The organism is Nitratidesulfovibrio sp. HK-II (assembly GCF_003402415.2).
Classification (GTDB): domain Bacteria; phylum Desulfobacterota; class Desulfovibrionia; order Desulfovibrionales; family Desulfovibrionaceae; genus Cupidesulfovibrio.
The window spans coordinates 2,553,603-2,576,338 of sequence record NZ_AP036014.1 but is presented as its reverse complement, the minus strand read 5'-3'; the positions used below and the strand labels follow the sequence as shown (position 1 = coordinate 2,576,338).

Annotated in this window: 18 protein-coding genes; 7 read left to right on the top strand and 11 right to left on the bottom strand. The window is 68.8% G+C overall.

The genetic code is table 11. The features are described from left to right. Positions 1 to 94 precede the first annotated feature (94 nt). On the bottom strand, positions 95 to 517 hold the full coding sequence (locus RVX_RS10755; RefSeq protein WP_116305851.1) for a cytochrome c maturation protein CcmE: 423 nt from the start codon (positions 515 to 517) through the stop codon (positions 95 to 97). Positions 518 to 1,058: 541 nt separating this feature from the next. After that, a complete protein-coding gene (locus RVX_RS10750; RefSeq protein ID WP_116305850.1) occupies positions 1,059 to 2,093 on the bottom strand; it encodes a hemolysin family protein in 1,035 nt (344 codons plus the stop codon). A 258-nt stretch (positions 2,094 to 2,351) separates the two neighbouring features. Here RVX_RS10750 and RVX_RS10745 point away from each other — a divergent pair, with 258 nt between their 5' ends. Both RVX_RS10745 and waaF read left to right on the top strand, forming a co-directional pair. Then, on the top strand, positions 2,352 to 3,083 hold the full coding sequence (locus RVX_RS10745) for a D-glycero-alpha-D-manno-heptose-1,7-bisphosphate 7-phosphatase (RefSeq protein ID WP_116305849.1): 732 nt from the start codon (positions 2,352 to 2,354) through the stop codon (positions 3,081 to 3,083). After that, positions 3,080 to 4,114, top strand: a complete 1,035-nt coding sequence (gene waaF, locus RVX_RS10740; RefSeq protein WP_116305848.1) for a lipopolysaccharide heptosyltransferase II — start codon at positions 3,080 to 3,082, stop codon at positions 4,112 to 4,114. Before RVX_RS10745 ends, waaF begins: the two co-directional genes overlap by 4 nt. A 259-nt stretch (positions 4,115 to 4,373) precedes the next feature. Here the strand turns inward: waaF and RVX_RS10735 are convergent, their stop codons facing one another. The 4 genes from RVX_RS10735 to RVX_RS10720 all read right to left on the bottom strand — a co-directional run bounded on the left by RVX_RS10735 (position 4,374) and on the right by RVX_RS10720 (position 8,401). Further along, on the bottom strand, positions 4,374 to 5,246 hold the full coding sequence (locus tag RVX_RS10735) for an energy-coupling factor ABC transporter ATP-binding protein (protein WP_230404557.1): 873 nt from the start codon (positions 5,244 to 5,246) through the stop codon (positions 4,374 to 4,376). Next, positions 5,243 to 6,040 (bottom strand): cobalt ECF transporter T component CbiQ, encoded by a 798-nt coding sequence (cbiQ, locus tag RVX_RS10730; protein WP_116305847.1) that lies wholly within the window; start codon positions 6,038 to 6,040, stop codon positions 5,243 to 5,245. Before cbiQ ends, RVX_RS10735 begins: the two co-directional genes overlap by 4 nt. A gap of 9 nt (positions 6,041 to 6,049) precedes the next feature. Further along, on the bottom strand, positions 6,050 to 6,664 hold the full coding sequence (gene cbiM, locus RVX_RS10725; RefSeq protein WP_116305846.1) for a cobalt transporter CbiM: 615 nt from the start codon (positions 6,662 to 6,664) through the stop codon (positions 6,050 to 6,052). Between the two features lie 330 nt (positions 6,665 to 6,994). Next, complete coding sequence (locus RVX_RS10720; protein ID WP_172596598.1) at positions 6,995 to 8,401, bottom strand: sodium:proton antiporter; 1,407 nt, start codon at positions 8,399 to 8,401, stop codon at positions 6,995 to 6,997. 467 nt (positions 8,402 to 8,868) lie between these two features. Between RVX_RS10720 and RVX_RS10715 the strand changes: the two genes are divergently transcribed. After that, positions 8,869 to 9,459 (top strand): TrmH family RNA methyltransferase, encoded by a 591-nt coding sequence (locus tag RVX_RS10715; RefSeq protein WP_116305845.1) that lies wholly within the window; start codon positions 8,869 to 8,871, stop codon positions 9,457 to 9,459. 177 nt (positions 9,460 to 9,636) lie between these two features. Here RVX_RS10715 and RVX_RS10710 read toward each other — a convergent pair whose 3' ends face one another. Further along, positions 9,637 to 10,965, bottom strand: coding sequence for a glycosyltransferase family 2 protein (locus tag RVX_RS10710; RefSeq protein WP_116305844.1), 1,329 nt, complete (start codon positions 10,963 to 10,965; stop codon positions 9,637 to 9,639). Between the two features lie 61 nt (positions 10,966 to 11,026). Beyond that, on the bottom strand, positions 11,027 to 12,832 hold the full coding sequence (locus RVX_RS10705; RefSeq protein WP_116305843.1) for a glycosyltransferase family 2 protein: 1,806 nt from the start codon (positions 12,830 to 12,832) through the stop codon (positions 11,027 to 11,029). A 131-nt stretch (positions 12,833 to 12,963) separates the two neighbouring features. Between RVX_RS10705 and RVX_RS10700 the strand changes: the two genes are divergently transcribed. Beyond that, entirely contained in the window at positions 12,964 to 14,652 is a 1,689-nt protein-coding gene (locus RVX_RS10700) for a glycosyltransferase family 2 protein (protein WP_116305842.1), read from the top strand. A 275-nt stretch (positions 14,653 to 14,927) separates the two neighbouring features. On the opposite strand, the gene trmFO is transcribed toward RVX_RS10700, so the two are convergent. The 3 genes from trmFO to glgP form a co-directional block, all read right to left on the bottom strand. Next, positions 14,928 to 16,265 carry a methylenetetrahydrofolate--tRNA-(uracil(54)-C(5))-methyltransferase (FADH(2)-oxidizing) TrmFO gene (trmFO, locus tag RVX_RS10695; RefSeq protein WP_116305841.1) on the bottom strand — a complete coding sequence of 446 codons (1,338 nt, stop codon included), beginning with the start codon at positions 16,263 to 16,265 and terminating at the stop codon, positions 14,928 to 14,930. A 212-nt stretch (positions 16,266 to 16,477) separates the two neighbouring features. Then, positions 16,478 to 17,452, bottom strand: coding sequence for a substrate-binding periplasmic protein (locus RVX_RS10690; protein ID WP_147307519.1), 975 nt, complete (start codon positions 17,450 to 17,452; stop codon positions 16,478 to 16,480). 8 nt (positions 17,453 to 17,460) lie between these two features. Next, positions 17,461 to 20,031: an alpha-glucan family phosphorylase gene (gene glgP / locus RVX_RS10685; protein WP_420192308.1), complete on the bottom strand. Its 2,571-nt coding sequence runs from the start codon at positions 20,029 to 20,031 to the stop codon at positions 17,461 to 17,463. Between the two features lie 176 nt (positions 20,032 to 20,207). Here glgP and dut point away from each other — a divergent pair, with 176 nt between their 5' ends. The 3 genes from dut to RVX_RS10670 all read left to right on the top strand — a co-directional run bounded on the left by dut (position 20,208) and on the right by RVX_RS10670 (position 22,564). Next, the gene (gene dut / locus RVX_RS10680) at positions 20,208 to 20,678 is read left to right on the top strand and encodes a dUTP diphosphatase (protein ID WP_420192307.1); all 471 of its coding nucleotides are present in this window, start codon (positions 20,208 to 20,210) and stop codon (positions 20,676 to 20,678) included. A gap of 75 nt (positions 20,679 to 20,753) precedes the next feature. Then, a complete protein-coding gene (locus RVX_RS10675) occupies positions 20,754 to 21,962 on the top strand; it encodes an aspartate aminotransferase family protein (protein WP_116305839.1) in 1,209 nt (402 codons plus the stop codon). A 278-nt stretch (positions 21,963 to 22,240) separates the two neighbouring features. Next, entirely contained in the window at positions 22,241 to 22,564 is a 324-nt protein-coding gene (locus RVX_RS10670; protein WP_116305838.1) for a hypothetical protein, read from the top strand. The last annotated feature ends 172 nt before the right edge of the window (positions 22,565 to 22,736 follow it).

Sequence of the window (22,736 nt, the reverse complement as noted above, 5' to 3'; positions counted from 1 at the left end):
GACGCCGGTCAACGCGTGGACTTCGCGAAAGGATGCGGCGCGCGCGAAACGGGCCGGTAACCCGGCCCGAAAGCATGGCGCGCCGTACCGGGCGTCATCCCTTACGGTTTTCTTTTTCGTATTTCGAGGGACACTTGGTCATCAGCGTCTTGGCGCGGAATTCACCGGCGGGCCCGCCCTGGGGCATGCCGCCTTCCACGATGACCTCGACGCCTTCCTTGAAGGTGTCGGGCACGGCCCCGCGGTACATCACCCGCACGGTCTGCCCACGGTTGTCCTTGTCTTCGAGCAGAAAGCGCACGCCGGGTCCGTCGTCCAGCCTGGCGATGCCCTCCGGGGCAACGGTGCCGAACATGCGGATGGACTGCAACTTGTCCGAGGGCATGGCGAGGGCTTCCGAAACGTTCAGGAAGTACACGCTGTTCTGGGAAAAGCCCGAGAACACCAGATAGCCCACCCCGCCCAGAAACAGGGCGAGGGCCACCAGGTACAGGCTTTTGCCGTTCTTCTTCGACATGTGTGATCCTTGTGTTGCTTCCCGGTCCGGCCCGGTAGTCGGGTGCTCCGGTGTGATCCGAAGGAGGGCCGGGAGGCGCGCGCCTTTCGCGGTGGCTGGTCTGGCCTGCCCGAATTCGGGCAGGGGCCATCCGCGTTGCTGCCGGAAGGGGGGTCCCTTCGGCGGCCGGGGCGCGTTCGTGGTGCAGGCGCTGGTGCGCCGCGCGGATCGGCTGGCGTGGCCGCCCGCATTGTCCGCCGGTCTGGCGACCGGCCGTGAACTGTGTATCGTCTCGCGGCGCCGTGTGGCGGCGCCCGGTTGCATCGGATGCGCTGCCGCGGGAACAATCCTGACCGGAGAAACCCGGCTCGGAGCGAGGGGCGAAAAACGCCCCGTCACCCTACGGAAATGTCGCGTGCGGCTGCGTCTGGCATACGGCGTTTCCGCCGTCGTGGCAAGGGGGTACGGCACGTGCAAAGGCTTTCACAACAGTGGGCGCAGCAGGGTAACCTGGCGGAACAAAAGCCGATCAGGCATGCCTACAAAGTGCTAACAGTAGCCATTATCTGTTCTGTGCCAGTTCATTGCGCCGACGACGGGCCAGTTCGCGCAAATCGTCCACCCGGTCGGTTTCATCCACGATTTCCCGGCCCAGGATTTCCTCCAGCACGTCCTCCAGCGAGATGACCCCCGCAAGGCCGCCGTATTCGTCCAGCACCACGAACAGGTGGGTGCGGGCATCCAGAAACTGCAGCAGGGTGCGGTCCAGGGTCTGGGTGTCAGGCACGAAGTGCACCGGCTGCATCACCTCGGCAAGGGGCAGCGCGTCGTTGTCCTGCGCCACCTCTTTCAGCACGCGGCGGCGGGTGACGATGCCCACGATGTCCTCGTTGTGTCCGTCCCACACCGGCACGCGGCTGTAGTGCCAGAAGTCGGGCTGCTCATGGGCCTCGGCCACGCTCATGGCGGCGGGCAGCGAGAAGACCACCGTGCGCGGGGTCATGATTTCGTGGACGCGCTTCTGGTCCAGCGAGAGGATGTTGCGGATGGACAGTTCTTCATACGGCTGGATGCGCCCGGCCCTGCGCGACAGGCTGACGATGGCGCGGATGTCGTCCTCGGTGGCGTGGGGCGCGTTGCCGCCGGGCGGGGTGAACAGCCGGGTGATGCGCCCGCCCAGCCAGATGACCGGCAGCAGCACCAACACCAGCGCCCGCAGCGGGCGGGCCACGTATTCCGACAGCGGCCGGGCGTAGGCCACCCCCACGGTCTTGGGAATGATCTCGCCAAGCACCAGGACGAGCACCGTGAACCCGGCGGCGAAGGCGGCCATGTGGCCGTCGCCCAGCACGTCGGCCGCGTAGGCCCCGGCAATGGCCGCGCCCGCCGTGTTGGCCACGGTGTTCAGGGTGAGCACGGCGGTGATGGGCTGTTCGATGCGCGCGCGCAGTTCGAACAGCACCCGGCCTGCCTTGCGCCCCGATTTGCGCAACTGTTCCACGTGGCTCCACGGCACTGAATACAGAATGGCCTCGGTGATGGAGCAGCAAGCCGAAATGACGAGCGAAAGCGTAACGGCCACGGTAAGGGCAAGCATGCAATGTCCTGTGCGCCGTGATGCGGCGTACGTGTGGGGGATGTACCGTTCCGGCGGATGTCCCGGCGGCGGGATCGTCAGGCGGCGCGGCGGGCGGCGCGGCGGGCTGCGGATACATGATTCCGCTGGGCCGCCGCATGGGAACAGCCTATGCGGCTCGGAGGCGAATGGCAACGCATGGCCGCATGATGGCTGATTGCTTCGTGCTGCGCCGCCGCCTTGAAAAATGCGGCCCGCCGTGCCACAAGTTGCCCCACCATGAACCGGGCATCAACCACCATTGCAATTCCCCGCGCCGTCCTGCTCGACCGCGACGGCACCGTCATCGAGGACAGGCACTACCTGTCCGACCCTTCCGGCGTCACGCTGCTGCCGGGCGCGGCCCAAGGGCTTGCCGCCCTTGTCGCCGCCGGGGCGCGGCTGTTTCTGGTCACCAACCAGTCGGGCATCGGCAGGGGCTATTTCACCGAGGCTGACCTGCATGCCTGCAACGCCCGGCTGGGCGAACTGCTGGGGGAACACGGCGTGTCGCTGGCCGACACGGCCTTCTGCCCGCACGGCCCGGACGACGGCTGCATCTGCCGCAAGCCCGCGCCGGGCATGTGGCTGGGCCTGCGCGACCGGCACGGCCTGTGCGCCGCCGATACCGCCATGGTGGGTGACAAGCCGGAAGACGTGGCCTTCGGGCGCGATGCCGGGCTGGGCCGCGTGGTGCTGGTGCTGACCGGCAAGGGGCAGGCCGCCGCGCGGACCTTGGGCATATCCGTGCCCGAAGGCGATGCCGCCGTGTATGTCCCCGCCCCCGGTGACCTTGCCGCGCGTCCGGACTGGCCGCACGCCGTGGCGCGCGACCTTGCTGCCGCCGCCGCGTGGCTGCTGGGCACGGCCGCGGAGGGGCAGGGGGGTGACGACGTTGCCGCTCCGGACGCAACGGGCACATCTCCTTCCGATTCTTCTTCCCCGGATAGTACGCGGAGCGAACCGTCATGAGCCGTATCGGCGTATGGAACACCGCCTTTCTGGGCGACGCGGTGCTTACGCTGCCGCTGCTGCGCACCCTGCGCGCCAACTACCCCGACGCCGAACTGCACTTCTGGGTGCGGCGCGGCGTGGGCAGCCTGTTCGCGGCGCAGCCCGAGCTTTCCGGCGTGCACGAGTTCGACAAGCGCGGCGGCGAAAGCGGCGTCATGGCCGCCGCCCGCGTGGGGCGGCAACTGGCGCGCGAGCGGCATTCGCTGTGGATATCCGCGCACACCAGCCTGCGCAGCGCGTGCATCGCCCGCTGGACCAGCGCCAAGGTGCGCATCGGCTACGATACGCCGTGGTTCAATTCGTGGTTCTACACCCACACCGTGCCACGCCGCTTCGACGAACTGGACGAGATAGAACGGCTGCTGCAACTGGTGCGGCCCCTGAACCTGCCGCAGGTTCTGGACTGGCCGGAACTGGTGCTGCCCGAACCCGCCCGCGAACGGGCCGCCGCCTTCCGCGCCGCGCATGCCGCCCCCAGCGCGCCCCTGCTGGGCGTGCACCCCGGTTCCGTCTGGGCCACCAAGCGCTGGCCCGCCGAGTACTTCGCCGAGGTGGTCCGCCGGGCCGCCGCCCATGGCGCGCGCATCGTCCTCTTTGCCGGTCCCGGCGAAGAAGCCGTGGCCCGCGAGGTGGCCGAACGCTCCGGCACCCTCGGCACACCCGCGCTCATGGACCTGTCCGGCGCGCTCAGCCTCGTGGACCTCGCCGCGCACCTCGCCATCCTCGACTGCTACCTCTCCAACGACTCCGGCCCCATGCACATCGCCTGGGCCCAGCACACCCCCGTCACCGCCATCTTCGGCCCCACCGTGCGCCGCCACGGCTTCTACCCGCGCGGTCCCAAAGCCACCGTGCTCGAAACCAGCCTGGACTGCCGCCCCTGCGGCCTGCACGGACCCCAGCAGTGCCCCCTGGGCCACCACCGCTGCATGCGCGACATCACTCCCGACATCGTGTGGCAGGACGTGCACGCGAAACTGTTTGGGTAGGCGAAACCACAGAACAAAGCGAATCTGGGGGAAGGGAGGAAAATTTGAAAATTTTCCTCCCTTCCCCCAGACCCCCATCCTTCCTTCAAATTTTTTATTTGTCGGGAGAATGGGTACGCGGAACGGGAAGTCTTACGTCGGGCCTCAGTCCCCTCATTGGAAACGTTTTGGGGAAGAGGGGTAGGGGGTTCGGGGGAAGGGGAGAAGACCCTTTTGGAAAAGGGTCTTCTCCCCTTCCCCCGTTTGCATTGCGGTGCCTTTACCCGTGATGATGGTGCACGTCGCCGCCGGTGTGGGTGTGCACGTGGGTGTGGGGGGTATGGGTGGCGATGCGGACGCTGCCGTCCTGCACGCTGAGAAAGCTGTCGCAGGTCTGGGCCAGAAAGTCCCAGTCGTGCGAGATGATCAGGTGGGTGGGGCTGTGCGCGGCCAGGATGGCGATGAGCCGGTCGCGGGTGCGCGGGTCGAGGTCGTTGGTGGGCTCGTCCAGCAGCAGGGCCTGCGGCTGCATGGCCAGCACGGCGGCCAGGGCGATCATCTTCTTTTCGCCGCCGGACAGGCGATGGGTGACCCGGCCGCCGAACCCGGCAAAGCCCAGGCGCTCCAGGGTGGCTTCCGCCACACCGCGGGCCTCGGCCGGGGAGGCTCCGTGGTTCAGCGGGCCGAAGGCGACATCCTCCAGCACGGTGGGGCAGAACAACTGGTCGTCGGAATTCTGGAACAGGAACCCCACCTCGCGGCGCAACGGCCCGAAGTCGGCCTCGCGCGCCAGGGGCACGCCCCGGTGCAGCACCCGGCCAGCCTGCGGCCGCAACAGCCCCATGAGCAGATGCAGCAGGGTGGACTTGCCGCTGCCGTTGTGGCCCAGAAGGCCGATGCGTCGGCCCGGCCGCAGGGCCAGCGACGCCCCGCGCAGCACGGGGGCCGCGCTGCCGGGGTAGGTGAAGTGGATGTCTTCCACCGCCGCCAGGGGGAGCGTGGCGGCGTCGTCGGCATGGGGGGCCGAGTGTGGGCGCTCGTGCCCGTGCTCGTGGCCATCCGCATGCTCGTGGTCATGTTCGTGGTCGTGCTCGTGTCCGGGGGCGTGGGCATCCGGGTGTCCGTGATTCGGGGGCGTGGCGGCGGTGCTCATGGCAGTTTCGCGAAGGGGTGAAGGATGTCGGCGGCCAGCAGGGCGGCCGCGCACAGGATGATGGCGGCGGACAGCACCCGGTCGCCGGGGTGCCCGGCGGGTTCGGCCAGCATGTGGAAGCGCCCGGCAAAGCCGCGCAGGCGCATGGCCTGGCCCACGCGCTCGGCCCGGTCGAAGCTGCGCACCAGCACCATGCCCGCAAGGTTGGCGTAGGTGCGGTAGGTGTGCAGGTTGGTGCCGGGGGTGAAGCCGCGTACCTTCGCGGCGGTGCGCAGGCGGTGGTATTCCTGGGCCACCACGTGCAGTTGCCGCCAGGTGAACAGCAGCAGCAGGGCCAGTTTGTCCGGCAAGCCCATCCCGGCCACGGCGTGGCCCACGGCGGTGACGTCGGACGTGCCCGCCAGGGCGATGAAGGCCAGCACAATGGCGTTGGACTTCAGGGTGACCAGCACGGCCAGGGTCACGCCCGCGTCTGTTGCGGCCAGGGCCAGCCAGTCCGGCAGTCCGGGGAAGGGGCCGATGCGCAGCAGCGGTGCGCCGGGCAGGGAAAAGGGCAGGAACAGCCACAGCAGGGCCACGAACACGTTGACGGCGGCCAGCCGCCGCAGCAGGCGGGGCAGGGGCAGGCGCGCCCACAGGCACAACGCCGCGCCGAGGGCCAGCGCCACGGCGGCCAGGGCGGGCGTGCGCAGCGGGGCCACGCACACGGCGAAGGCCAGCGCGGCCGCCAGCTTGCAGCGCGGGTCGGCCAGGTGCAGGCGCGATGCGCCCCGGCTGAAGGGTTCGTCCAGCACGAAGCCCCGCTAGCCGTGCGCGGTGGAGGTGAAGGCCAGCATTTCTGGCCGCACCCGCGCGATGAACGACACCACCAGCGCCGTCACCACGCCTTCCACGAGCATGACCGGGATATGCGCCAGCAGCAGCGCCCGGGCGGCGGGGATGAACGCCTCGCCGGACATCCCCAGGGATACGGCGGTAAGCAGGGCGGATGCGCCCACGGACAGGAAACCGCAGGCAAAGGCCGCGCCGCCGCGCAGGCGGGACGGGCCGGTCAGCATGGGGCGGAAGGCGTAGAAGCACAGCACCGGCGGCAAGGCCATGTTGAAGGTGTTCACCCCCAGCACGGTGAGCCCGCCGAACTGGAAAAGCAGGGCCTGCAACGCCAGCGCCACGAAAATGGCGGGAAAGGCGGCCCAGCCCAGCATGACGCCCAGCAAGCCGTTAAGCACCAGATGGGCGCTGGCGGGGCCGATGGGCACGTGGATCAGCGAGGCCACGAAAAAGGCGGAAGACAGGATGGCCACGGTCATCAGGCGATCGTAGTCCACCCGCTTCAGACCCGCCGTGACGCCAAGGGCGGCCAGCGCCGCGCCAGCGCCGAGCACCGCCGGAGAAAGCACCCCTTCCGAAATGTGCATGCATGCCTCGCCTGTCTGCGCGCCCGTCGCGGCGCGCGGAAAATCCGGCGTCACGGGCGTGTCGAAAGGGGTAGCAGATGGCACCTGGAGCGTCAACGTGGCACGAATTCGCAAGGCGTGCCGGGGCGGCCTTGCCGGTAGGCTCTCCGGGGCTGCTGGTGTCTGCCGGGATGCGCGGGGGGCTGGGACGGCGGAGGGAGTAGGGATGTCGCAGGCTGGGTGCGGTCGGTGCACCTTCATCCGCCCTCTGCCTGGCCGCTGCAACGAAAACCGCCCCCGCACGCGCGTGGCGTGCGGGGGCGGCGTAAGCTGCAATGCGGTGCGCGGGCGCTACATGAAGAAGACCAGCGTCACCAGGACGAACGACGGCACCAGAATGCCGCACGACCAGGCCATGTAGCCGAAGAAGCTGGGCATCTTCACGCCCTGTTCTTCGGCGATGGAACGCACCATGAAGTTGGGCGCGTTGCCGATGTACGTGTTGGCGCCCATGAACACGGCACCGGCGGAAATGGCCAGCAGCGTCTGGGCCATGTCGTGCATCAGGTGCATGGCGTCGCCGCCTGCGGTGTTGAAGAACACCAGGTAGGTGGGCGCGTTGTCCAGGAAGCTGGACAGCAGGCCGGTCAGCCAGAAGTACATGACGTTCACCGGCTGGCCGTCGTGGGTCACCATCTGGATCACCGAGCGCAGCGCGCCGTTCTCGCCCGCCTTCAGGATGGCGATGGCCGGAATCATGCTGACGAAGATGCCCGCGAACAGCTTGGCCACTTCGGCGATGGGGCCCCAGCTGAAATCGTTCTTGATGCGCGATTCGGGGTCGGTCAGCTTCAGGGACAGCCCGGCGATGACCAGCAGGATGATGTCGCGCACGATGTTCTGGAGCTCCACCGGCACGTGGTACACCACGAATTCCACGCCCGGCTTCCAGAAGCCGCTCATGAGCACCGCGGCAACCACGCCGCCCAGCAGCAGCAGGTTCACGCTGCCTTCCAGGCCCAGCTTTTCACCGCCGCCTTGCTGCGGGGGCACGGGGCGGCCTTCCTTGCCGAACAGCACGGTGTCCAGCGCGAAGAACACGGCCAGCAGCAGCGCCGAAACCAGCAGCATGGGAGCGAACATGTGGACGGTGGTCCAGAAGAACGAGACGCCCTTGAGGAAGCCGAGGAACAGCGGCGGGTCGCCCAGCGGCGTCAGCGAACCGCCGATGTTGGCCACCAGAAAGATGAAGAACACCACCGAATGCACCTTGTACTTGCGGTGGGCGTTGGCGCGCAGCAGCGGGCGGATCAGCAGCATGGCCGCGCCGGTGGTGCCCATCCAGCTTGCCAGCACGGTGCCGATGGCCAGCAGCAGGGTGTTGACCATGGGCGTGCCCACCAGCGAACCGGTCAGGCGCACGCCCCCGGCCACGGTGAACAGGGCGAACAGCAGGATGATGAAGGGGATGTACTCCAGCAGCAGGGTGTGCAGCACTTCGTACAGCGCCAGCGAAGCGCCGAACTGCAAGGCGAAGGGCACAAGGAAGGCCAGGCCCCAGAACGCCGAGACCTTGCCGAAGTGATGGTGCCAGAAGTGTGGCGCAAGCAGGGGCAGGATGGCGATGGACAGCAGCATGCAGGCGAACGGCACCGCCCACAGGCCGCCGAGCAGGGCACCGTCGAGGTGGGGCGCACCCGCGCCTGCGGCGAACGCCATGCCCGGGAGCATGGCCATGACGGCGGCCACAAAGGCCATTGCCGCCTTCTGGATCTGAATGTTCACTTGGGAGCCTCCTTGGCGTCTCGTTGTATGGAGTCGGTCCGGCCGGTGGCACGGCGACAGCGTTGTCGCTGACCGGTATGATTCATGAATTTGATGCGGCACGGCGCGGGAATGCGACTGCGGTGTCGTTCAGGAGGAGTGGGACGCCGCGCGCCAGTGCCTGTAGTAACGGGGGTGCGCCATCTTAACAATAACGGCTTGTTGCGGCGCGTTGCAGAGGCGCATGCTGCGAACCCGGTTGGTACACCCCGGACGGATAAGTGTGGCAGCGGAGTCGCCAGTGTGAGCAACGCTCCGGTCCGGTTATGGAACAACATGATTTGATTGGTCAAGCGGGAAGGTGACATTTTGCCGAAACGGGGATACACAGAAGCCCCGCGCGCAGGCGCCCACGGCGTTTTTGCCCCCTCAACCCCCGAACAAACCTTACCGGCGGCAGCATGGCACGACAGATAACCCCCCGGCGCATGGAACGCATCCGCCGCGTTCTCGGCTGGCGGCAGAAGGATCTGACCCTTGTGCTGGCCAACATCCACGACCCGCACAACGTTTCGGCCATCTACCGCAGCTGCGACGCCTTCGGCGTGGCCCAGGTGCACCTGTACTACACCGACACCGCCTTTCCCGTGCTGGGCCGCAAGTCGTCGGCCTCGGCCCGCAAGTGGGTGGACACGGTGCGCCATTCCGACGCCCAGAGCCTGATGCGCACCCTGAAGGAAAGCGGCCACCGCGTGCTGGCCACCAGTTGCACCCCGGAGGCGCGCCCCCTTGGCGAGTACGACATGACCCAGCCCACCGCCATCATCATGGGCAACGAGCATTCCGGCGTGGCCCCGGAACTGACCGCGCTGGTGGACGGCGAAGTATACATCCCCATGTACGGGATGATCCAGAGTTTCAACGTGTCGGTGGCGGCGGCGGTGATCTTGTCCGAGGCCTCGCGCCAGCGCGTGCTGGCGGGCATGTATGACCGGCCCTCCTGGCCCGAAGAGGAACTGGAGGCCCGCATCGCGGCCTGGGTGGAGAAGTAGCGGAAAACGCAACTGCGGTGGGGCGTACCCCACCGGGTTGGCGACGCACGACGGCGGCGCATCCGGCAAGGTTCCGGGTGCGCCGCCGTCGCGTTTGGCGAATAAAGCGTGGGGAGACGCGGGAAGCTGCTTTTAGGGGGGCTGCGAAAAGGGCGATGCCTCCGGCAGGGCCGTGCGTCAGTCGCCTGCGCCCGGCAGACATTTCGTGCCGCCCTGCCCATCGTCCGGGCAGTCGTCCTGTCCGTCGTCCGGGCCGTCGCCTTCCAGCGCCAGGCCAAGGTCGGCCAGCCAGCCTTCGTACAGCGCGCCCACCTCGCGCTCGCCCGCCCGCCGCGCCCAGCGGGCCAGCCCGCGCGCCTTGCGCACCAGCGGTTCCGGGTCCTCCAGCAGGCCGGTGACGTGCTCTATCTTGCGGGCCGCCTGTCCGGCCAGGTCGGGGTTGCCCGCCTGCGCCGCCGTAAGGGCCAGGCGGCGGTACCCCGGCAGGGTGGGAAAGAAATAGCAGTGCAGCAGCCGCACGCCGGATGCTTCCAGATACCTGCCGTGGCCTTCCAGGAACGCGGCCAGCAGTTCGTAGCCGGGCTGCCACAGCGGGTCGGCCTGCAGGGCCTGCCAGCAGCGGCCGGGCTCGAATTCTGCGTGGGCCGCCATCAGTTCCGCCGCGCGCGCGGCGGGCAGGGTCAGGTAGGTTTCCAGCCACGGGGTCAGGGCCATCTCGAAGCCGTCGCGCCGGGCCAGCTTGTGCAGGTCCGGCCCGAAGCAACCGGAGCAGCGCCGGTTGAGCCGGGCGGCGTTGGCGGCGTCGTGGTCGCGGCGGCCGGGGGTGCGGCTTTCCAGATGATACACCCGGCTTTCCGCCACGCAGGCCAGCTTCAGCCCCCGTTCCCGGATGCGCCAGCACAGTTCCAGGTCTTCGCTGCCGTTCAGATACCCTTCATGGAAGCCGCCACAGTCCGCGAACAGGCCGCGCCCCATGAGCAAGGCCGCGCCGGTGATGGCCTGCAAGGGCCGCCGTGCCGCCACCGCAGGGTGCGCGGAGGGAAAGTTGGCGTACAGGTGCTCGGTGGACAGCGACGGCGTGAAGGCGATGCCGCAGTGCTGCACCCTGTCCGTATCCGGATAGAGCAGCAGCGGCCCCACGGCTCCCAGACGGTCATCGTCGTCCAGCGCGCGCAGCAGCGGCGGCAGCCAGCCGGGCGTGGCCAGGGTGTCGTTGTTCAGGAACAGCAGCCTGCCCGCGCGGGCCTGCGCCGCGCCAAGGTTGCTGGCCACGGCGAAGCCCTTGTTTTCCGGCAGGCGGATGGCCCGGAAACGATCCCCGAACAGGGTGCGCCCCAGCGGTTCCAGGTCACTGGCCGTGGCGTCGGTGGAGCCGTTGTCCACCACGATGACCTCCAGCACGCCGCCGGGCGTGTGCGCGTGCAGGCTCTCCAGGCAGCCGCGTGTGAGGTCCCAGAGGTTCCAGGCGGGGATGATGACGGAGACGAGGGGTGCTTTGGCGGTCATGCGGATAGGGCTCGTGATGGTGAATGGCTTGAGGATGCGGGTGAACGGGGGCGCGAGGCGGCTATTCCGTGCCCGGCGGCAGCGTTGCCGCCAGCGCCGCGGCCTTGCGCAGCAGGTCTTGCCGGGCCAGCGCGGCGGATGCCTCGCGCGCCTGCCTGGCCTTGTTCGCCGGGTGCAGGTGTTCCAGCTTGATACGGTTGCCGAAGATGTGCGCGCTGCGCGCCCGGCTGGTGGCCTGGCGCAGGCTGGAATGCTGCATGTGGCGCACCCGCACCGTGCCCGCGTACCACACCGGCAGCCCGGCCAGCGTGCAGCGGATGTCCCGCTCCAGGTCGTCGAACTGGCTGGGGGTGAACCGCACGTCGAACGGCCCCACATCCCGCACCGAGGCCATGGACACCATGTGGCAGCACCCGGAAACGGACAGGCAGGGCCGGGTGTAGGCGGTGAGCAGGGTGTCGGCGCTGCCCGCCGAATTGCCGTGGATGTGCCAGTGCTCGTCGAGGTCGGCGAAGCTGCGGGTGCCCATGTCCGGCGGCAGGGCGAAAAAGTCGGCGCATTGCAGCGCGTGCGGCGGGGTATGGTCGGTGACGGCGCAGCCGATGGCCCCCCAGCCGGGCCGGGCGTGGGCCACGGCCAGCAGGCCGTCCAGCCAGCCGGGGTTCAGCAGCACGTCGTCGTCCAGGAACACGGCGTGCTCGCGCTGGCGCACTTCCGGCAAGGACAGCAGCCAGTTGCGGGCGGCGGGCGCGCCCACGTTCACCGGCAGGCGCACCACCGTGAACGGTGAGCCCCAGTCCGCCGCCATGGCCCGGAACATGTCTTCCGTGCCGTCCTGCGAGCCGTTGTCCAGCGCGAAGACCGGCGCGCCTCGGAACCCCGCCGCGCGCAGCGAACGCAGGGTCTGCGCGGCCAGGTCGCGCTTGTTCCAGGTGTACAGCAGGATGGCGGGGGCGGGCATGTCCGCAGGTGGCGCGGGCAGCGGGTGCAGCAGTTCGTGCAGGGCCAGCGTGAGGTTGGGGTGGTAGGGGGCCTCGCGCCACAGGGGCAGCAGCAGGGCGGCGGCGTCCGCCGCGTGGCCCGCCCTGGCCAGTTGGGTAAGCAGTTCGGCGCGGCGCAGCGCGTACCATGGGGCAAAGGGGGACGGTTCGCCGGATGCGGCGTCCGGCGCGACCAGACCGTCCAGTTGCCGCAGCGCGTCGCCCGTGGACAGGCGGCGCACCGCCCATTCGGCGCGCAGCCGGTCCGCCAGGGCGGCGGGCAGCGCGAGTTCGCCGGGCAGGGCCATGGCGGCGCGCAGCAGGGTTTCCAGCGTGGCGTCATCAGGAATCGGGGCCGTGGGGGCCGCCGTGCCGTCCCCGGTCGGCCCCACGGAATTTTCGTGGCGCACGCACCATTCCACGCCGCGCGCCAGCCAGAACAGGCCGTGCGCGGGGTCGGCCAGGCGGGGCAGCACCACGTCCAGCACCACCCGTGCCGGAGCGCTGGCCGGGCCGCCTTGTTCATTCAGTGAGGCGTCCAGCGCGCCGAAGTCGGCGGGCACGCGCAGCCTGTCATGCAGGCGGGCCACCAGCGCGTGCAAGGCCGGGTCGAACGCCTGCGGGGCGTCCTCCATGATGGCGCGCAGCAGGGCGGCCAGACGGGTATCCAGCGGGTTGTCGCGCCAGCCCCACAGGGCCATGCCCACCCCGGCCGCCACCACGCCGGGGTTGCCCCCCGCGTTTTCGATGGCCCCGCGCGCCAGGCGGAACTGGTTGTCCGCGCCCATGGCCCCGCATTCCCACATGGGCACGCGGTCCATGAGGGCGGCCAGCAGCGCGGGGGCCTGGGCCGGGTCTGGTGCGGGGATGCCGTGCTGATGCGCCATGCGTGTTGCGGGGATGCGGGTTGGCGGGATACAACGCGCCGAAACGTGTGCCCGTCGCGGCGCGCGGATCGACCGATGCGGCACTGTGGGCGGTAACGCCCGGAATGTCAATTGAACCCGCCGGAGCCCCCGTGACCTCTTCCGCCCTTGTACGCCCCCGCTGGCGTTCCCTGCCCGGCGACCTCGCCGCCGCCCTGCTCAAGGGCGGGGTGGGGCAGTTGCACCTTGTCGGCATTGCCGAGATGGCCCTTGCGGCCATGAACACGCCGGAAGGCGCGGCGTATGGCGCTCCCGCGCTGTTCGCGCTGGGGGCCGACGCCCTGTGCGCCGCATGGGAGGGCGACCCGCTGGACGGCCGCACGGCGGGGCAACTGGCCGCGTTGCACAAGGCCCGGCCCTTCTTGCCCACGCCGGTGTTCCGGGTGGCGGAACTGCTGGCCTCACTGGATGCGCCCCCGCCGGATGCCGAAGTGCGCCAACTGGTGCAACTGCTTCAGCAGCGCGACGCCGACGCCTCGTGCCGGCTGCTGGACCGCCAGCGCCGCGCCCAGCCGGGCAACACCTTCTGGCTGCGGCAGGCCCTGGTGGTGGGCATGACCGAGGCCCGCCACCAGTGGCTGGACGCGTGGCTGGCCGGGCTGCCTTCTGGCCCCGGTAATGTTCCCGCACCGATTGTCGCCGCCCTGCGCGGCGACGTGGCCTTCGCGCGGGGGGACATGGCCGGTGCCGCCGCCCTGTACGCCGCCGCCTGCAAGGCCCTGCCGCTGGTGACATGGAAGGTGCGCCACGCAGAATCCCTGTACCGCGCGGGTGACCGCGAGGGCGCCCTGGCCCTGTGGAGTGTGGCGGCCGAGGCCCGCCCCTGGCAGGTCAACCTTCTGCTGCGCCGCGACGACGTGGCGCGCGGTCGCGACCTGCCGGGCGATCTGCCCGCCGGGCGCGGCGCGGTGCTGTTCTACACCTGGAACAAGGCCGAATGCATCGACGAGGCGTTGGCCTCCGTGGCCGCGTCGGACCTCGGCGATGCCCGCGTGGTGGTGCTGGACAACGGCTGCACCGACGCCACCCCCGCCGTGCTGGCCCGCTGGGCGGAGCGCGTTCCCGGCCGTTTGGGCGAACGGCTGCACACCGTCACCCTGCCGCTGAACATCGGCGCTCCTCCCGCCCGCAACTGGCTGCTGACCCTGCCGGAAGTGCGCGCCTGCGACTGGGTGGCCTTTCTGGACGACGACGCCACCGTGCCGCCCCACTGGCTGCGCCTGTTCGGTGCATCCATGGCCTCGTATCCCCACGCCAACGTGTACGGCTGCCGCGTGGTGGACTACTCGGTTCCCATGCTGCTCCAATCCGTGGACCTGCATCTGGACCCCGGCGGCGACATGGCCGCCGCGCCCGAGAACGCCCCCGGCTACCGACGCCGGTTTTCCGTCTCCGACCTGCATTTACAGGAACTGGACTTCGGCCAGTTTTCCTACCTGCGCCCGTGCGTGTCCGTCACCGGCTGCTGTCACCTGTTCCGACGCGCCGTGTTCGACGCCGTGGGTCCCTTCGACCTGCGCTACGCCCCCAGCCAGTACGACGACCTGGAACACGACCTGCGCCGCAGCCTGCGGGGCGACCTGCCCGTCTATCAGGGCCATCTGGCCGTGCGCCACATGAAGCGCACCGGCCGCGCCTCGTGGACCGACCCCGCCCAGTTCTCCAACGCCTGGGCCAACATGTACAAGCTCCAGTACCGCTACGCCCGCCCCGACTTCGATATCCTGCGCCAGCACGACCACGCCGCCCTGCTGGCCGATGTGGAGGCACGGGGGCTATAGAAAGGAATGGAGAAGAAAGAGAATCGGGGCGGGGGAGGAAACCTTTTGGAAAAGGTTTCCTCCCCCGCCCCGAACCCCACCCCTTCCTTCCAAAACTTTTCAAATGGGTGGCGAAAGTAACTTGATACGGAGCGATTGAAACCGAGCCGTATCAAATAATACGGTCTTACCGCTTTGTAGTGAATCTCCCCAAATAAAAAGTTTACGGGGGATGGGGTCCGGGGAAGGGGACGCTTTTCAAAGCGTCCCCTTCCCCGGTTTGCATTTTTTTCCGATTACTTCTCCAACCCCGGCACACCCTCCAGCCATGTGGCAAAGCTGGCGCGGGCGCGTTCGGCGTACAGGGCCTTGCGGTCGCGTTTGCGGGCGCGCTGGGTGAGTTCGGGCATGAGGCCGAAGTTGACGTTGGAGGGCTGGAAATTCTTGGCGGGGGTGCGCAGGTGGTGCAGCAGCGCGCCGAGGGCGGTGTCCACTGGGGGCTGGGGCAGGTCGCGGCCCAGGGCGCGGGCGGCCAGCAGCATGCCCAGCCACAGGCCGCAGGCGGCGGATTCCACGTAGCCTTCCACGCCGGTGATCTGCCCGGCCAGATGCACGTGGCGGTGGGGCCGCAGGGCCAGGTTGTCGGCCAGCACGAGGGGCGCGTTGACGTAGGTGTTGCGGTGCATGGAGCCGTGGCGCACGAACTCTGCATTGGCGAGGCCCGGGATCATCCGGAACACGCGTTCCTGCTCGCCGTACTTGAGCTTGGTCTGGCAGCCCACCAGGTTGTAGGCAGTGCGGTTCAGGTTTTCGGCGCGCAGTTGCACGATGGCGTAGGGGCGCAGGCCGGTGCGCGGGTCGGTGAAGCCCACGGGCTTGAACGGCCCGAAGACCAGGGTGCGTTCGCCGCGTTCGGCCAGGGCTTCGATGGGCATGCAGCCCTCGAAGTGGATTTCCTTCTCGAACTCGTGGGTGGGGGCCTTTTCGGCGGCCAGCAGGGCGGCGTGAAAGGCCTCGTACTCCTCGCGGTTCATGGGGCAGTTCAGGTAGTCGCCCTCGCCCTCGTCATAGCGCGAGCCCTGAAAGGCGATGGTGGTATCGATGGATTCGGCGGCGATGATGGGCGCGATGGCGTCGTAGAAATACAGATGGTCCGAGCCGACCACGGCGGCCAGCGACGCGGCCAGCGGCGCGCTGGCCAGGGGGCCCGCGGCCACCACGGCCACGTCGGCGGCGGCCAGTTCCGGCGCGTGGATGGAGGGAATTTCCTGGCGTACCACGGTGATGTTCGGTTCCGCCTCCATGGCCTCGGTCATGCGCCGGGCGAACAGTTCGCGGTCCACGGCCAGGGCCTTTCCGGCGGGCACGCGGGTGGCCTCGGCCACCTGCATGACCAGACTGTCCAACTCGCGCATTTCCTGCTTCAGCAGCCCGACGCCGGAGGCGATGTCGTCCGAGCGCAGCGAATTGGAGCACACCAACTCGGCAAGGTCGGGGCTGGTGTGGGCCGGGGAATAGGAGCCGGGCTTCATTTCGTACAGGGTGACGGCGACGCCCGCGCGGGCAAGCCTGCGGGCGCATTCGCAGCCCGCGAGGCCTCCACCGGCGATGGCGGCGGTGACGAGTGCGGTCAAGATGTCCTCCGGAACTTCTGGCGGATGGGATGGAAACGTCCGGTCGCGCGGCGGGCGCGGCGGCCTGCGGGTGAGGTAGGGCATTTCCGCCCGGCAGGCAAGGGAGGACCGGCGGCCGGGCGGGATGCGCGGGCCGGGGCCAAGGCGAGGGAAGGGACGTCCGAGACGGGCGCGTCCGGAATGAAGAACCGGGGAACGGCTGGCCGCGCGGGTTATCGCGTCGTGTTCTTACCGCCAGCCAGCGTGAGCATTTCACGGTGCAACGCTTCCACCAGTCCGGCGGCCCGCACGGCGGCAAGGCCCTTGTCGAAGGCCGCGCGCAGGTCCGCATGGTCGGGCCGCGCGCGGGAAAAGCAGACGTGCAGATCTCGTTCGCCAAGGGGCGGCTGGAATTCGGCCACGTTCACGGAGTGCCCGGAAAGTTCGCGCCGCAGCAGGAACTGCACCGTGTTGCGGTCGGCGGCCATGGCGTCGATGCGCCCGGCCATGAGCTTGCGCAGGTTGGCCAACTCGTCGTTCGCGGGCTCCTTGCGCAGGAATGTGGCCGCGTCGAAGGCGTCGGTGTGCACGTAGCCGCGCACCACGCCGATGCGCAGACCGGCGAGGTCGCGTAGGTCGCCCCAGCGCCGCGCGTTGCCCTCGGTGGCCAGCAGCACCAGCGGGCCGCCGGGGAAGGGCGCGGAAAAATCGCAGTCCGCCTCGCGTTCGGTGGTTCGGTATTCCGGGGCGATGGCGGACACCCTGCCCGCCTGCATTTGGGCCACTGCCCGCGACCACGGCATGAATTCGAACCGGGCCGCAAGTCCGGCAGAGGCCAGCGCGGCCCGGATGACCTGCACGGCGTATCCGCCGTGCGGCAGGTAGCGCTCCACGTAGGGGGGCCAGTCCAGGGTGGCGATGACAAGGACGCCGGTGTTGTCCGCATCGCCACTGCGTGGGTGGGCGGGGGAGGAGGTGGGCCGGGGGGCGCTGCGGTACGCGGGGGCTGGCCTGCTGGGCGCGGCGGAGTGGCCGGTGTCAGACGCTGTCTGCTCCGATTGGGCACGGGCCTGCGGCGGGGGCATGATCCCCGGTGCGAGAAATACGGCCAGTGCGGCCAGAAGCACCGCATGCCGCAAGGTGGTCAGCGTCGCCGTCGGCATCCTGTGGTGAATGCCGACGACGCGCCATGGGCGTGAACTCTGCACGCGCTTTCCTAGGCGGGCGAAGCCCAGCGGATCAGCCCCAGGGAGTGCGGGTCGGCCAGCAGCGGGTGCACCGGGGCGGCCCGCACGGTGAACCCGAAGCGACCGGCCTCCGCCGGGCGGGTGCTGCCGCTGAACAGTTGCCAGCCGTCGCGCCGTTCGCCCTCGGGAGCCATGACCGTAAGCTGGCGATGGGCGAAGGAGCCGTCCTGCGCCAGCGGCCCGGCGTACAACTGGACGAGCACATGCTCGGCGGCGATGTCGTCGAGGTACAGTTCCGCCTCCACCCGCAGCGAGTCGCCCACGTGCAGGGTGTCCTCCACCCGGCTGCGCACGTTGCGGATCTGCACCCCGCTCCACTTGGTCATCATCTCCATGCGCCAGTCGGACAGTTCGCGCGCGGGGGTGAAGCCGTCGCGCGCGAGGCGCATGTAGTAGCCGTGGGCCGGGGAGTAGGCCGTGCCCAGGTAGTCCAGCACCATGCGGTGGGAGTTGTAGCGGGGGGCCAGTTCCTTCAGGGCGGCCTTCATGCGGCGTATCCACGAGCGGGGCAGGCCGCCCCGGCCGCGATCGTAGAACTCTGGAATGATGTCGTTTTCCAGGATGTTGTAGAGCGTCTGCATCTCCACGAAGTCCTGGTAGTCCGGGTCGTCGTATTCCTCGCCCTTGCCGATGGCCCAGCCCAGGCTGTTGTCCGGGCGGTAGGCCTCGTCCCACCAGCCGTCCAGCGTGGAGAACTGCACCACGCCGTTGAGCATGGCCTTCATGCCGCTGGTGCCGCAGGCCTCCAGCGGGCGGCGCGGGTTGTTCAGCCACACGTCGCAGCCGGAAATCAGGTACGAGGCCACCTCCATGTCGTAGTCCTCGATGAAGACCACGCTCATGTACGCCTCGCGCGAGCGGCTGAAGGCTATCAGGTCCTTGATCAGCTGCTTGCCTTCCTGGTCCTGCGGGTGCGCCTTGCCCGCGATGATGAACTGCACAGGCCGTTCACGGTCGGCCAGCAGGCGTTGCAGCCGTTCACGGTCCTGCAGCAGCAGGTTGGCGCGCTTGTAGGTGGCGAAGCGCCGGGCGAAGCCGATGGTCAGGGCCTCCGGGTTCAGCATTTCCTCTGCCATCTGGATGTCCTGCCGCCGTGCGCCCTGCGCCGCCAACTGACGGCGCAGCCGTTCGCGCACGAAGTCCACCAGCCGGGCGCGCAGCCGTTCGTGGGTGCGCCAGAACTCGGCGTCGGAAATGGTGTCCACCTGGCTCCACGCGCGAGCGCAGTCGGGGTCTTCGCGCCAGTTGGAGCCAAGGTAGCGGTCGTACAGCATGCCGATGTCCTGGGCCACCCAGGTGGGGGCGTGCACCCCGTTGGTCAGCGCGCCGATGGGCACGTCCTCCATGGGGAACTGGTGCCAGACCTGCTTCCACATGTTGCGCGAGACGCGACCGTGCAGGGTGGACACCCCGTTGTTGGAGCGCGACAGGCGCAGGGCCAGCACGGTCATGCAGAAGGGTTCGGCGTCGTCGTGCGGGGCCTCGCGCCCAAGGGCCATGAAGACCTTGAAGGCCAGGCCCATGTCGCGGGCGTAGGGTTCGAAGTAGCGGTGCATGAGGTCGGGCGCGAAGCGGTCGTTGCCTGCGGGCACCGGGGTGTGCGTGGTGAAGATGGAGCCGGAGGCGGCAACCTCTGTGGCGGCCTCGAACGACATGCCGTGCTCCTTCATGAACACCCGCACCCGCTCAAGCCCCGCGAAGGCCGAATGGCCCTCGTTCATGTGGATGACCTTGGGGTCAATGCCCAGCACCTTCAGCGCCTTGATGCCGCCGATGCCCAGCAGGATTTCCTGCCACAGGCGCATCTCGATGTTGCCGCCGTACAGCCGCTCGGTGATCTGGCGGAAGTCGGGCGGGTTCTCCGGCATGTTGGTGTCAAGCAGGTACAGGGTCACCCGGCCCACGGCCACCTGCCAGATGCGCGCCGCAAGGGGGCGGTCGCCCACGTCCAGGCGCACCACGGCGGGCTGGCCGTCGGGGGTCAGGGCCGGGCGCATGGGCATCTGCTCGAAGTCGTAGACGGGGTAGCGTTCCTGCTGCCAGCCGTCGGGGGTCATGTACTGACGGAAATATCCTTGCTGGTAGGCGATGCCGACGCCCACCAGCGGCACGTTGAGGTCGCTGGCCGATTTCAGGTGGTCGCCCGCCAGGATGCCGAGCCCCCCGGAATAGATGGGCAGGCACAGCGCCAGGCCGAATTCCAGGCTGAAGTAGGCCACGGCGGGCGTGCCCTGGGCCACCCCGTCGAACCTGTGCGGCGAAGGGCTGCCCACGTACTGGCGCAGTTGCTGCACCGCGTCGGCCAGCCGCGCCTTGAAGAACGTGTCGCGCGAAAGTTCCTCCAGCGTTCGCTGGGGTACGTGGTTCAGGAACCATACCGGGTTGCGGTAGCTTTCCTGCCACAGCCGCTGGTCCATCTGCGAGAAGATGGTCTCGATGTCGCTGTTCCACGAGAACCAGAGATTGTAGGCCAGTTCCCACAGTCCTTCGAGCCCTTCGGGCAGCTTGGGGATGACGCTGAAGACCTTGAGCGGCTGCATGCTGCGTACCTCCGGCGGATGCGGCGTCGGCGTTCTTTTGACTTGCCAGCAAGAGTGGCATAGGAACAGACGGTCCGGCGAACCTCATGTTCATGAGGTCTGCGGATATGATGGTATTCTTTCACAGGAGCTTTTTCGTGACAAGTGCAAGCAGCGTTAGAGAGGGTACTCCGTCGTTGCGCGTGCGGGTGCGCTACCTGCGCGACGCGCGCGAACTGTACGCTCTCGGCGATGGCCCAGGCGGCCTCGCACCGGCCACGCCGCTTGCGGCGGGCATGGATTTGCGCGCCTGCATGGACGCGGAAGAGGCGGTTCTGCCCGCCGGGTCGCGGCTGGCCATCCCCGCCGGGGTGGCCGTTGAGCCGCTTGCGCCCGGCGCGGCCGGGTTCGTGTATTCGCGCAGCGGGCTTGGGACGCGCATGGGGCTTACCGTCAGCCAGGGGGTCGGCGTCATCGACCCCGACTATCGCGGCGAGATCGTGGTCTCGCTGCTGAACACCTCTGGCGAGGAACGACGAATTCGCCGTGGCGAGCGCATTGCGCAGCTAGTGTTCCAGCCGTATTTCCACGCCCTTGTCGAAGAGGCCGATGCCCTCGGCGAGACGGCGCGCGGCGCGGGTGGTTTTGGCCATACCGGCAGTCTTTAAGGGATACCCGGCGCTTTTGCCGGGCTGCCGCCCCCGCCGCATCCGATACTTCTTCCCATTCTCCGGAGACACGCCATGAGCGAACGGTTCGAAGCGCTGAAAGCGCGCGAGGAATCCCTGTTGTGCCGCACCTACGGCCGGTATCCCATTTCAGTGGTCAAGGGCAGCGGTTCGCGCCTGTGGGACGTTGACGGCCGCGAATACGTGGACCTTTTGTCCGGCATCGCCGTGACCTCGCTGGGTCACAGCAACGAGGAACTGGCCGAGGTGGCCGCCGTCCAGGCCCGCAAGCTGGTGCACGTGAGCAACCTCTTCTATCAGGAAGAGCAGTTGGACCTGGCGGAAAAACTGTTGTCCACCAGTCACTGCACCAAGGCGTTCTTCTGCAACTCCGGCGCGGAGGCCAACGAGGCGGCCATCAAGCTGGCCCGGCGCTACATGCAGCGCGTGCAGGGCCGCGAGGCGTACGAGATCATCACCCTTTCCGGGGCCTTCCACGGGCGCACCCTGGCCACGGTGGCCGCCACCGGGCAGGCCAGGTTCCAGGACGGCTTCCATCCCATGCCGGAGGGCTTCCGGCAGGTGCCCACGGGCGACATCGAGGCCCTGCGCGCCGCCATCGGCCCCCGCACGGCTGGCGTGCTGGTGGAGGTGGTGCAGGGTGAGGGCGGCGTGTGCCCGCTGGATCCGGACTACGCCCGCGCCGTGCAGGCCCTGTGCCGCGAAAAGGGCGTGCTGTTCATGACCGACGAGATCCAGGCGGGCATGTGCCGCACCGGACGGTTCTGGTCCTTCCAGAACTACGGGCTGGAACCGGACATCGTCAGTTGCGCCAAGGCCCTGGCCAACGGACTGCCCATGGGCGCCATGATGACCACCGACGAGGTGGCCCGGGGCTTCGTGGCGGGCAGCCACGCCACCACCTTCGGGGCGGGGGCGCTGGTTTCCGCCGTGGCGGCCAGGACCGTGGAGATCATGCTGCGCGACGACCTGGCCGGGCGGGCCGCCACGGAAGGTTCGCGGATCATGGACCGCTTCCGGGCCATGGGCGAAAAGCTGCCCGGCACCATCGACCATGTGCGGGGCCTGGGCCTGATGATCGGCGTGGTGCTTGCCTTCCCCGGCAAGGAGGTGTGGCAGGCGCTCATCGACCGGGGCTTCATCTGCAACCTGACGCAGGACTGCGTGCTGCGCCTGCTGCCTGCGCTGACCATTCCGCGCGCCGACCTCGACGCCTTCGCCGACGCGCTGGAGGACATCCTGCGCGCGCGCAAGCCCGCGTAGCCGAGCGACGCGAGGGAAGGGGCGGCCCTTCCTGTTCCATACGACACAGCGCCCCGCCGGACCTCCGGCGGGGCGTTTTTCTTTGGGCGGGGGCGCTGCGTCTCGGCCGCGCAAGGCCGGGTATCTCGCGGCGCGGGCAAAATAATGGCGTGACCGCGTTGCCAGACCTAGTATATTCACTGAACATGGGAAAACCGTGCGGCGGGACGTGTGCCGCCCGGTACACGCAGTGCGCGCCGCAAGGCACGGATGCCGGTGGCGCGCAGGAGGTGAGGGGCATGAGCGACCTCGGCATTTCCTCGACCAGTTCCGGTGTATGGGACAGCCAGACCTTTGGCGCGGCGGTGGTGAGCAGGACCCTGGACACCATGAACGGAGTGTCGTCTGCTTCGATGCAGACAGCACCGTGGGACAAGCAGACCTTTGGCGCGGCCGTGGTCAGCAAGACGCTGGACTATATGAATTCGCCATCGCTGGGCGGTTCGGGCAGCTCGGGTTCCAAGGGCTGGTCGGGTTCCATGAGCGCTGATTACGATTTCCAGAAGTCGGTGTTGGGCGCGGCCTATTCAGGCAAGGGCGTCCTGTTTGATGGGTTCGCCTGATCTCGCGGGAGCGGATGTGGACGCGCCGCGCGCCAAGCCAGCGGCCTTTCAGGGCCGCGAATGCGCGGCCAGGCGACGCCCGCGTGGCCAGTTTCCGGCGTCCGCCCGCACCTGGGCGGACGCCGTTTCTCGTTTTTACCCCTGCGGGAAGGGGCTTGGGGCGTGCCCCGTG